This window comes from Streptomyces sp. NPDC001832, assembly GCF_040297265.1.
Lineage (GTDB): Bacteria > Actinomycetota > Actinomycetes > Streptomycetales > Streptomycetaceae > Streptomyces.
Window position 1 is genome coordinate 165,178 of sequence record NZ_JBEOYU010000009.1, and the last position, 11,053, is coordinate 176,230.

Here is an 11,053-nt window from a genome sequence, read left to right on the forward strand (position 1 = left end):
CGTCAGGACCCGTGCGCCGCCGGGTCGCGGTCAGCCGACTTCTTCGCCGGCCCACCGGGTGCGGCTTCGGCCGAATCGGTCTTGCCAGGAGCCGTACTGCGCGGAGGGTTCTTGTCCGGAGGGTTCTTCTTGCCCGGCTCGGCCGTGACGTGGGTCGTCATGTCGTGCGGGTCGTAGCCCGGCACAGTGCCGTCCGCCTTGGCGACCAGCAGCAGTCCGGCCATGCCCATGTCGGCGTGGCTCTGCACATGGCAGTGGTACATCCAGGCGCCGGCGCCCACGTGTTCGCCCGCGATGACCTGGAAGCCGAAGGAGTCCGCCGGGCCGACGATCTTTGTGTCGATGACGCGGCTCGGGTCGTCGGGGCCGGTGAGCAGCCCGGTCCGGTTGTCCGCCCAGCGATGACCATGGATGTGGAACGTGTGGTAGTACTCGCCGTGCGTGATCATGACCACTTCGAGCCGGTCCCCCACCGTGGCCTCGAAGTTGGGGCTCTCGTGGGCCGCCTTGTTGTTGATCGTCATATCGTTGAAGACGATCGTGATCGTCTTGTCCGGCAGGATGTCGCCCTTGCGTCGGACGATCACGGGACCGTACAGGCCCTTGCGGATGCCGCCGGTGCCGTGGTCCGTGCCGACGACATGGTCGTGGTAGTGCCAGTAGCCCGCGCTGCCCGGCTGCCAGGTGCCGTCGTTGCGCCGGCCCGCCACGTGGGTGCGCCAGGTGTAGGTGCGGGTGCCGCCCGGTTCGACGATGCTCTTGTTCATCCGGGTGCCGTCGCTCGCGATGTCGTAGTTGACGCCGTGCGCATGAAGGCTGGCCGGCACATCCATTGTGTTCTCGAACTCGATGTGCAGCGTGTCGCCCTCGTTGATCTCGATGAGCGGTCCCGGGATCGACGCCTTGCCCTTCTCCAGGCCGTATCCCATCCGACCGTCCGCCAGCTTCTCCGCGTACAGCTTGAGATGGCGGACGACGCCTCCTGCCGGGGCGGTCTTGGGAGGGGGCTCTGCGGAGCTGGCCTCGACCGCACCGAGCGACAACGATGTCACGCCGGTCGCGGCGGCCACCCCACCGGCTACCAGAATCCGCCGGTTGAAGCTCCTTCTGTCCATGTCGAACTCCCCACTGCACTAAGGAATTTACCGAGTTTTTGCGAAATTGCCCAGAATGCGCAGGCCGCGTGGATCGCGGAGATTACGGAGATTACGGGGGTTGCGGCGGCTTCAGAGGTTGCAGAGGTTGGCGGGGCACAGGTGCCGCCCGGACGGCCCACACCGTAGCCGGGGGATCTTCGTTTATCCACACCCAGGACAAAGTTCGTGCCATTGCTGCCATACCTATTGGCGAGCCGCGAAAAGAGGTCTAGCTTCATCCGCTGTTGCAGCGACCAAAGAGGGGTGGGTGACCACATGCAGCGCACACCACATCACAGGTCCAGATCGCGACGTGGACTTGCGGCAGCCCTGGCGGCCGGCGCACTGACCGCTTCCCTGCTCGGCGGCAACGCCGCCAGCGCCAGGCCCTATCCAGAACCGCCGCACAGCATTGCGACAACGTTGTCCCTGCCGTCGCCGCCGGGCGGCGCCAACGTCAGGGTGCTGGTGTTCCACGCCTCCGCAACCGAGGAGTCCCCCACCGTCGACGCCGGGATCGCGGCCATCGAAAGGATCGGTCTCACCGGGCCGGAGGCCGGTCGGTTCAGGACCGTCGCCACCGACGACCCGGCCGTCTTCACCAACGGCAAGCAGCTCGGCAGGTACAACGCCGTCGTCTTCCTGACCGGCGGCGGCGATGTGCTCGACCCGGAGCAGGAGGCCGGTCTCGAGGCGTACATGGAGGCGGGCGGCGGATTCCTCGGCATCCACAACGCGGCGCGAACCGAGCCGTACTCCGACTGGTTCACCGGTCTGGTCGGGGCCCGTCCGGCATCCGACAGCCCAACCAACGTACAGCGTGCGACAGTTGAAATCGGGGACCGGCAGCATCCGGCGACCAGGAACCTGCCACTGGAGTGGAAGCGCCCGGACAAGTGGCTGAACTGGACGAAGAATCCGTCCGGTGATGTGCATACCGTGGCGCGCGTCCGGGAGATCACATACAAGCCGGGCGCGAGCGCCAACGGCTGGGACCACCCGGTCTCCTGGTGCCGGGACTACGACGGCGGCAGGTCCTTCTACACGGCGATGGGTGGTACGGTCGACAGCTTCGCGGAGACCGACTTCCGCGATCATCTGCGCGGCGCGCTCGACTGGACGACGCGGATCTCGCAGGCCGACTGCAAGGCGACGATCAATTCCAACTACCAGGCGGAGCGCGTCACTCAGCCCAATCAACCGGGCCAAAACGACCAGATCGGTGAGCCGCACGGCCTGGTCACCGCCCCGGACGGACGGGTGCTGTACATAGGGCGCGGTGGCGCCGACGACAGCAAGCCGGTCGTCACCGACTGGAACAACCCGGACATCGGCAAGGGTCTGGGACAGATCCATGTCTACGACCCGAAAACCAAGAAGGTCACCCTCGCCGGCGAGCTGACGATCTTCGGCAACAAGGGCGGCGGCGACGAGCTGGTCAAGGTCGAAGAGGGGCTGCTCGGGATCGAGCTGGACCCGGACTTCGAGCGAAACGGCTGGGTGTATCTGCACTACACACCCCACTCGAAGATCGACCGTGACAAACAGATGGCGGTACGCCAGGTGTCCCGCTTCACCCTCGACCTGGCCACCAACAAGCTGGATCTGTCCTCCGAGAAGGTGCTGCTGCACTGGCCGGTCCAGATCCACAGCTGCTGCCATGCGGGTGGCGGGATGGCCTGGGACTCGAAGGGCAACCTGTACATCGCGACGGGTGACAACAACTCCTCAGGTTTCACCAATGGTTACTCCGGAAACAATCCGCAGCCGAACTTCAAGGGCGTCTCGTTCGCCGATGCCCGGCGCACCGCGGGCAACACGAACAACCTCAACGGGAAGATCCTGCGGATCCACCCCGAGGAAGACGGCACCTACACCCTCCCCGAGGGCAATCTCTTCACCGGCAAGGAGCCCGATGAAGGCGGCGGCAAGACCCGCGGCGAGATCTATGTGATGGGGGTACGCAACCCGGCGCGGATCTTTGTGGACAAGACCACCGACACGCTGTACGCGGGCTGGGTCGGCCCCGACGCGGGCTCGCCGAGCACCACTTGGGGTCCGGCCAAGTACGACACGTTCGCCGCGATCACCAAGGCGGGCAACCACGGCTGGCCTTACTGCATGGGCAACAAACAGCCGTACCGGGACCGCAATCTGCCGGACCCGAGCCAGCCGCTCGGCTGGTACGACTGCGACCATCCCAAGAACGAGTCGCCGAACAACGACGGCTTGGTGAATCTGCCGCCGATCACATCCAACACCATCTGGTACTCCCCGCAGGGCGGTGGCGTGGACTACCCGCGCGACGCGAACGGCATCCCGAGCTACAAGGCGGAGGAGCAGAAGCAGCTGCTGCCCTGGCTCAAGGGCGGCGGTCAGGCCACGATGAACGGCCCGGTCTACCGGTACGACGCGGCGAGCACCAGCGCCGACAAGTGGCCCTCCTACTGGGACGGCAAGTGGTTCGTCGGTGACTTCTACGACGGCACCCAGCCGCGGCACGCCGTGCTCACCGACCCGAAAACGGTCGGCAAGGGCGGTCTGCCCACACACGCCGAATCCCTGAAGAAGATCATCCCGGTCGGGGCCGACGGCATCCGCAACCTGATGGACTGGAAGTTCGCCCCGGACGGTTCGCTGTACGTCCTGGACTACGGGCGCGGCTTCTTCACCTCCGACTCCAAGTCCGCGCTGTGGCGTGTGACCTACAAGGGCGGCGGTCCGACCCCGGCCGCCGAGGATCTGGCCAGGAAGGCGGCAGTGCGGTGAGACACCGTTCGATCTTCTCGCGACAGCGGTACCGGCCAGCCCGGTTGTGGCTCGCCGTGCTGGGTTCGTTCCTGATGGTGCTGGGGCTGACCTCGACGGCGGCGTACGGCCGCACGGCGGCTCCCGCCGCTGCGTCGGCCGACCAGGTCCTCACCTGGACGGCGGGCGACCCCATCGACCATTATCTGTCCGCTCCGAAGACGGCGGTGGCCGGCAAGGCGACCATCGTCTTCGAGAACAGCGCGGCGACCGGCAACACCACAGGGATGCCGCACACCCTCACCTTCAGCGTCTCGGACCCGGAGTTCAACAACGACGTCACGCTGAATATCCTGGCCAACCCGTCCGACGACCAGGGCGGCAGGCACACCGCCGAGGTCACGCTCTCCCCCGGCCGGTACTTCTACCACTGCACCATGCCGGGGCACGAGGCGATGCAGGGCATTCTCACCGTGACGGACGGCGGAGGTGCGGACACAACGGCGCCCGAGACGTCGGCGAAGGTCGACGGCGACAAGAACGCCGAAGGCGCGTACATCGGTCAGGCGACGGTCACCGTCTCGGCGACCGACGACAACTCCGGTGTCGACACCGTCGAGTACGCGGTCGGGGCGGACGGCGCCTGGCAGCCGTACACCACACCGATCGTGGTGAACGAGGTCGGTGCGCACACGATCCGGTACCGCGCCACCGACAAGGCGGGAAACACGGCAGCCGAGAAGTCGGTCGACTTCGCGGTCGCCGCACCACCGACGGACGACAAGACACCGCCGGAGACCTCGGCGACCGTGTCCGGTGAGAAGGACGGCCAGGGGCAGTACCTGGGCATGGCGACGATCACCGTGACTGCCTCCGACACCGGGTCCGGGGTCAACACCATCGAGTACGCGATCGGTGCGGACGGCGCCTGGCAGCCGTACACGGCCCCCGTGATGGTGCACGAGACCGGCGCGCACCAGGTCCGCTACCGGGCCACCGACAGGGCGGGCAACACCGCAGCGGAGAAGTCGGTCGAGTTCACCGTCGTCGCACCGCCGACTCAGGACAAGACGCCGCCGGAGACCTCGGCCAAGGTCGAAGGCGACAAGAATTCCGACAACGCCTACATCACCAGCGCCAAGGTGACCATCACCGCGACCGACACCGAATCCGGCGTGGACAAGGTCGAGTACTCGCTCGACGGCGGCCCGTACCTCGCGTACACCAGCACCGTCATCGTCGACCGCGTCGGCTACCACACGGTCGCTCACCGGGCGACGGACAAGGCCGGCAACACCTCCGTGGCGAAGCAGGTGTCGTTCACCGTCGTGGAGAGCGGGGGCGTACCGGCGCCGAACTGCCCGGAGTTCGATGAGCGGCTCACCGTCATCGTCGGCACGGTCGACAGCGGCGTACCCAATCGCATCACCGGCAACCGCTGCACCATCAATGAGCTGATCGAGGACGAGAAGGACTGGTCGTCGCACGCGCTGTTCCTCAAGCACGTCGACAGCGTCCTGGACAAGCTGCTCGCCGCCGGTGTGATCGACGCCCGCGAGCACAAGAAGATCTACCGAGCGGCAAAGCAGTCGGGGATCGGCATGCCGGGCCAGGACGAGGGCTACAAGAAGCTCTTCGACGGCACGGCGGAGTCGTTCGCCAGGTGGCAGCATGTCGGTGGCGGCAAGTTCGGGCTCAATGCCGACGGCACGATCACCAGCTCCACCACGGTGGGCGGCATGGGCATGCTCTGGTTCCCGGCACGGCAGTACGGCGACTTCTCGCTCAAGCTCCAGTGGCGCGACGACGCCCCCGGCACGGGCAATGCCAACAGCGGTGTGTTCGTCCGCTTCCCGAACGTCCACGACAACCCGGAGGAGTCGCGTCCGGAGTGGGTCGCCATCAAGTACGGCCATGAGGTGCAGATCCTCGACCGTCCGGACGGCGACATGTACAAGACCGGCTCGATCTACGGCTTCGACCGGATCGGTCTGGGCGGCGCCGGGGTCACGCCCAAGGGCACCTGGAACGACTACGAGATCCGGGTGGTGGACCAGCATTACTCGGTCTACCGCAACGGTGTCCTGCTGAACGAGTTCGACAACAACGGCGGCCAGGTCTTCGAGCCGCCGCGGGGCGACGATCCGGGCACCGACGGCCGGCGGTACGCCACCGGTTACATCGGTCTCCAGGTCCACAGCACCACGGACGTGGTCTCGTACCGCGACATCCGTATCAAGGAGCTGTAGCCCGGGCCGGCATCAGGTGGCCGCGGCCGCATGCTGAGGCATGTGGTCGCGGCCTCCCGGGTGCCGGTGGCGCCATGTCCAGAACACCGGGGGCGGGGGGCCGGGCATGTTCCTCGCGCGCGGTGACGGGCTCCAGGTCGGGTGCGCTCATTCATTCGCCGTCCTTGTCGTTCCGGGCCCTGCTCGGCTGGACCCGTTTCGGTTCGCCCGGCATCTTCGGGTACTCCGGCGGGTACGGCAGGTCGCCGAGCCCGCGTTCCCGCTCGTCCCGGTCCGCCAGCTCCAGCAGCCCGTCGAGCCGGAAGGCGTGCTCGTCCATGTCCGCGTGCACGTCGCCGACTTCCGCGTAACGCTTCGGCATGGTCCTGATGTCGAAGTCGCCCGGTTCGGCGTCGTCGATCTCCTCCCAGCGCAGCGGGGCGGAGACCGGGGCGAGCGGAAAGGGGCGCACGGAGTAGGCGGAGGCGATGGTGCGGTCGCGGGCGGTCTGGTTGTAGTCGACGAAGATCCGCTCGCCACGCTCCTCCTTCCACCAGGCGGTGGTCACCCGGTCCGGCATCCTGCGCTCCAGTTCGCGCCCGGTGGCGATGGCGGCTCGCCGGACCTCGGTGAAGGTCCAGTGCGGCTCGATGGGGACGAAGACATGGAGGCCCCGGCCGCCGGAGGTCTTGGGCCAGCCGCGCAGACCGTGGTCGTCGAGGACGGACCGCAGCTCATGGGCGGCTCTCACCGCGTCGGCGTAGTCCGTTCCGGGCTGTGGGTCGAGGTCGATGCGCAGCTCGTCCGGATGGTCGGTGTCGGTGCTGCGGACCGGCCATGGGTGGAAGGTGAGCGTGCCGAGGTTGGCCGCCCAGATGACGGCGGCGAGTTCGGTGGGGCAGATCTCGTCCGCGGGGCGGCCGCTGGGGAACGCGATCCGGGCGGTGGGGATCCAGCCGGGGAGGTGCTTCGGGGCCCGCTTCTGGTAGAAGAACTCGCCTTCGACCCCGTCCACGAAGCGCTGGAGGGTGGTCGGCCGGTTGCGCAGGGCGCGCGTGATACCGGGGCCCACGGCCAGGAAGTACTCGGCCACGTCCCTCTTCGTGTATCTCTTCTCCGGGAAGTAGACCTTGTCCGGACTTGACAGCCGTACGGCCCGTCCGCCGGCGACCAGCTCCACCGCATTTCCCGCTGCGCTCATGACGGTCACGGTAGGCCCGGCCCACATATGCCGCATATCGGGAGACGTATGTCCACTCATGGGCAAGAATCGGGGCCATGGATCTGCCGGTGATGCCGCCTGTGAAGCCGATGCTCGCCAAGTCCGTCGCGAAGATCCCGCCCGGTATGCAGTACGAGGCCAAGTGGGACGGCTTCCGCGCGATCGTGTACCGCGATGGCGACGAGGTGGTGATCGGCAGCCGCACCGGAAGGCCGCTCACCCGCTACTTCCCCGAGCTGGTCACCGCCGTCCGGGACAATCTGCCGCCGCGCTGTGTGATCGACGGCGAGATCGTGATCGCGTACGACGGCCGACTGGACTTCGACCGGCTCAGCGAGCGCATCCACCCCGCCGATTCCCGGGTGCGGCTGCTCTCCGAGCAGACTCCGGCCAGTCTGGTCGCCTTCGACATCCTGGCGGTGGGCGACGATTCGCTGCTCTCCACCCGGCAGTCCGACCGGCGCGCCGTGCTGGAGGCCGCCCTGTCCGGTGCGTCGGCCCCCGTCCATCTCGCGCCGGCGACCACGGACCCGGCGGTCGCCCAGGAGTGGTTCGAGCGGTACGAGGGCGCGGGGCTCGACGGTGTGGTCGCCAAACCGCTCGATCTGCCGTACCGCCCCGACACCCGGGTGATGTACAAGATCAAGCACGAGCGGACCGCCGACTGTGTGGTGGCGGGGTACCGCTTCCACAAGAGCGGCCCGGTCGTCGGCTCGCTGCTGCTCGGCCTGTACGACTCCGCCGGCGTTCTGCAGCACGTCGGAGTCTGTGCGGCCTTCTCGATGAAGCGGCGCGAGGAACTGGTCGCGGAACTGGAGCCACTGCGGATCGAATTCGCCGGCCACCCGTGGGCGGCCTGGGCGGACGCCGAGGCGCACGAGCACGCCCGGCTGCCCGGGACGCAGAGCCGCTGGTCGGGGAAGAAGGACCAGTCGTGGGTGGCGTTGCGCCCGGAGCGGGTCTGCGAGGTGGCGTACGACCACATGGAGGGCGACCGCTTCCGGCACACGACCCGGTTCCGCCGGTGGCGGCCGGACCGCACCCCGGACAGCTGCACCTACGCACAGCTGGAAGAGGTGGTGCGGTACGACCTGGCCGAGATGCTGTCAGGCGGTGGACTCTGAGCCCGATGGTGTGAGGCACGGGTCCTCGCTCGTGCCCGGTTCGGGCGTCGGGGAATCGGTCGACCCGGCCGGGTCGGTCGGCTCCGGGGATGCGGAGTCCGTCGGGCAGCCGGGGTCGGGTGCTGAGGTGCTGGGGTCGGGGTCGGGGCTCGTACCCGGGTCCGGGGAGGCCGGTCCACTGTCTGTCGGATCGGGGGAGCCGCCCGGATCAGTGGGGTCCGTGGACGTGCTCGGGTCCGGGGAACCGCTCGGCGAGTCGGAGGGCTTAGGGGACGCCGATGACGAGGGACCAGGAGAACCGCCGGGCTGTGGGCCCACGATGATGCCGCCGCCCGGGGCGCCGGGACCGCCCACCGGGTGTGTCGGCTTGTTCGGCCCGCCCGCGCCGGGGCTCTTCGGTACGGGGCCCTTGCCGTCGGCCACGGGGTGGATGCCCTTGCGGTAGAACTCCAGCCAGGAGAGCACGGTGCGCAGATAGGTGTCCGAGTGGTTGTAGCTGAGGATCGCCCGGTCCAGATCGGCCTTCACCGACAGATCGCGTGGTCCGGCACAGAGGTAGTACCCGGCGGCGAGGGCGGCGTCGTAGACATTGCTCGGGTCGCGGCGGCCGTCGCCGTTCCCGTCCTTGCCCCAATGGGCCCAGGTGGAGGGGATGAACTGCATCGGGCCGACCGCCCGGTCGTACGTCCTGTCACCGTCGTACGCGCCGTCGTCGGTGTCCGGGATGTTGGCGAAGCCCACACCGTTGAGCACCGGCCCGAGGATCGGGCCGAGCGTCGTGCCGTGGGCGTCGACCCGCCCCCCGCCGGCGTGGCCGGACTCGACCTTGCCGATCGCCGCGAGTAATTGCCACGGCAGACGGCAGCCGGGGTCGGTGCGGCCGAGCGCGCTCTGTGCCTTGCGATAGGCGGCGAGCACCGTGGCCGGGATGCCCGCCTCGGCCCACGACCGGGCGACGGCCGGGCTCTGCTTCACACCGGCCTTCGGCGGCTTCGGCGACTGCAGCGGTGGCAGTTCGGTGTGGTACGAGTCGTCGTTGGGCACGTGCGACCACTTGACCTCGTCGGCTTCCTGGCGCTCCTTCGCGGTCTGTTCATGGCGGACGAGTCCCGGTGCCTGGGACGCGGTGAGCGCGGCCATCGCGGCGATCGCGGCTGCCGTGCCACCTATTCCGCGGCGCATGGTGCCGTTGAACCTCATGTGTGCTCCCCTTGTGCCCGGGTCACTGGGTGAACGTGTCGATGGCGGAGATCCGCCAGGTGCCGCCGCGGTGAACAGCGTCCACGGCGAACATGGCCGCCGCGTAGGTCGTCTCGTCCGACCTGCCGGTACGGGTGTTGCTCTGGTCTGCGAAGATGAGCAGCCGAGCCCGGTCGCCGTCGAGGAGTTCCACGCCGCTGTCCGTGACGGTCGTGGTCAGCACGAGCTTCTGCTTCTGCCCCTGGGCGCGTACCTGGGCGAGCATGTCCTCGTGCTGCTGAACCGCCTTGCCGACCAGGTAACTCTTGATCGCACGCTCGGACTTGCCGGGCGAGGCGTAGTTGTACGAGAACACCGCACCGACGGCCTCGGAGATCTGCCCCTTCACCTCGCTGGTGCGGCTGATGTCGGTGAGGGCGGTGTTCTGCCGGGCCGGGTCGTCGCGCAGGCTGCCGGCCGAGCTGAACGCCCAGGCGGCGAAGGCGCCGAAGAACACGGTGAGGGCGCAGAGGACGGCGGGCAGCCGGATGCGGAGGTGGGACGGCCGCTCGCGTCGCGATTCCGCCTGCTCCTGCTCCTGCTCCTGCGGCTCCGCCGTATCGGTGTCTTCGGTGACCACATCATCGACAGTGGTGTCTTCCGCGGTCGGGGTCAGCCCGGGCGCGTCGGATGTGCCCGGGGACGCGGGCTTGCGCGGCGGGGCGGTGGTGGCGCGTTCCGCGGCGACGGTGGCCAGACGGCGCTGACGGTTGACGAGGTGACGGGTCGTCGACATGTCCGGGGTCCTCTCGGGTGGCGGGGTGGGAGCCGGTGGCCTCTCAGAGGCTGTCGGGTGGCCTCTCAGCCGGCCGTGTTGCCGACGGGTGCCTGGCCGAGGGCGCTGAGCTTCCACCCCTCGGAGGTACGGGTGAGCTGCCCGAGCATCCGGCTCTCCTTCACCGCGGGCTTGCCCTTCGGCGCGGTCACAGTGACCCGTAGCGCCACCATGACCCCGGCCTTACCGGCCCGGTCGTCGAGTTCGGTCAGGGCCCCGGACAGGACTTGCGCCGTGCTGACGGTCTTCGCTTGCTGGATCTGCTTCACGAACGCGTCCCGTCCGTCGACAAGTTGCTTGTGCAGATCACCGGTGGTGGAGTCCTCCCAGCTGTCGAGGCCCTTCTCCAGTTTCCGGTGGTCGAGCGTGTTCATGTTCTGCACGGCCTGTTCGCCCGCTGCCAGCGCGTCGTCGCGGGCCTGCGCATAGGCGGCCGATTCGTCGTGCGCCGCGTCGTACCGCGACAGTCCGCCCCAGCCGGCCGCGCCGGCCGCGGCGACGGTCAGCACGATCGCCACCGCCGCCAGCGGATTCCTCGTCATCCGTACCCGTGCCATTGCTGTCTCTCCCCTGTCGGCCGA

At 68.3% G+C, this 11,053-nt stretch carries 8 protein-coding genes; 3 read left to right on the forward strand and 5 right to left on the reverse strand.

Going from position 1 to position 11,053, the window contains the following annotated elements:
* Positions 1–2: 2 nt before the first annotated feature.
* On the reverse strand, positions 3–1,115 hold the full coding sequence (locus ABT115_RS10735; RefSeq protein WP_351786565.1) for a multicopper oxidase domain-containing protein: 1,113 nt from the start codon (positions 1,113–1,115) through the stop codon (positions 3–5).
* A 297-nt stretch (positions 1,116–1,412) separates the two neighbouring features.
* Here ABT115_RS10735 and ABT115_RS10740 point away from each other — a divergent pair, with 297 nt between their 5' ends.
* The gene (locus tag ABT115_RS10740; RefSeq protein WP_351786568.1) at positions 1,413–3,905 is read left to right on the forward strand and encodes a ThuA domain-containing protein; all 2,493 of its coding nucleotides are present in this window, start codon (positions 1,413–1,415) and stop codon (positions 3,903–3,905) included.
* A 74-nt stretch (positions 3,906–3,979) separates the two neighbouring features.
* A complete protein-coding gene (locus ABT115_RS10745; RefSeq protein ID WP_502969065.1) occupies positions 3,980–6,133 on the forward strand; it encodes an OmpL47-type beta-barrel domain-containing protein in 2,154 nt (717 codons plus the stop codon).
* Positions 6,134–6,284: 151 nt separating this feature from the next.
* On the opposite strand, the gene ligD is transcribed toward ABT115_RS10745, so the two are convergent.
* Entirely contained in the window at positions 6,285–7,292 is a 1,008-nt protein-coding gene (gene ligD / locus ABT115_RS10750) for a non-homologous end-joining DNA ligase (RefSeq protein ID WP_351786655.1), read from the reverse strand.
* Between the two features lie 98 nt (positions 7,293–7,390).
* Here ligD and ABT115_RS10755 point away from each other — a divergent pair, with 98 nt between their 5' ends.
* Positions 7,391–8,458 (forward strand): ATP-dependent DNA ligase, encoded by a 1,068-nt coding sequence (locus ABT115_RS10755; protein ID WP_351786574.1) that lies wholly within the window; start codon positions 7,391–7,393, stop codon positions 8,456–8,458.
* Here the strand turns inward: ABT115_RS10755 and ABT115_RS10760 are convergent.
* From ABT115_RS10760 to ABT115_RS10770, 3 genes are all read right to left on the reverse strand, one after another.
* A complete protein-coding gene (locus tag ABT115_RS10760; protein WP_351786577.1) occupies positions 8,441–9,658 on the reverse strand; it encodes a lytic transglycosylase domain-containing protein in 1,218 nt (405 codons plus the stop codon). The genes ABT115_RS10755 and ABT115_RS10760 overlap by 18 nt on opposite strands.
* Before the next feature lie 22 nt (positions 9,659–9,680).
* Entirely contained in the window at positions 9,681–10,433 is a 753-nt protein-coding gene (locus tag ABT115_RS10765) for a hypothetical protein (RefSeq protein WP_351786580.1), read from the reverse strand.
* Between the two features lie 65 nt (positions 10,434–10,498).
* Positions 10,499–11,029 carry an Rv1363c family protein gene (locus tag ABT115_RS10770; RefSeq protein ID WP_351786583.1) on the reverse strand — a complete coding sequence of 177 codons (531 nt, stop codon included), beginning with the start codon at positions 11,027–11,029 and terminating at the stop codon, positions 10,499–10,501.
* Positions 11,030–11,053 lie beyond the last annotated feature (24 nt).

Coding starts and splice junctions, on each gene's coding strand:
- ABT115_RS10735 (WP_351786565.1), bottom strand. CDS start 1,115: ATGGACAGAAGGAGCTTCAACCGGCGGATTCTGGTAGCCGGTGGGGTG.
- ABT115_RS10740 (WP_351786568.1), top strand. CDS start 1,413: ATGCAGCGCACACCACATCACAGGTCCAGATCGCGACGTGGACTTGCG.
- ABT115_RS10745 (WP_502969065.1), top strand. CDS start 3,980: ATGGTGCTGGGGCTGACCTCGACGGCGGCGTACGGCCGCACGGCGGCT.
- ABT115_RS10755 (WP_351786574.1), top strand. CDS start 7,391: ATGGATCTGCCGGTGATGCCGCCTGTGAAGCCGATGCTCGCCAAGTCC.
- ABT115_RS10760 (WP_351786577.1), bottom strand. CDS start 9,658: ATGAGGTTCAACGGCACCATGCGCCGCGGAATAGGTGGCACGGCAGCC.
- ABT115_RS10765 (WP_351786580.1), bottom strand. CDS start 10,433: ATGTCGACGACCCGTCACCTCGTCAACCGTCAGCGCCGTCTGGCCACC.
- ABT115_RS10770 (WP_351786583.1), bottom strand. CDS start 11,029: ATGGCACGGGTACGGATGACGAGGAATCCGCTGGCGGCGGTGGCGATC.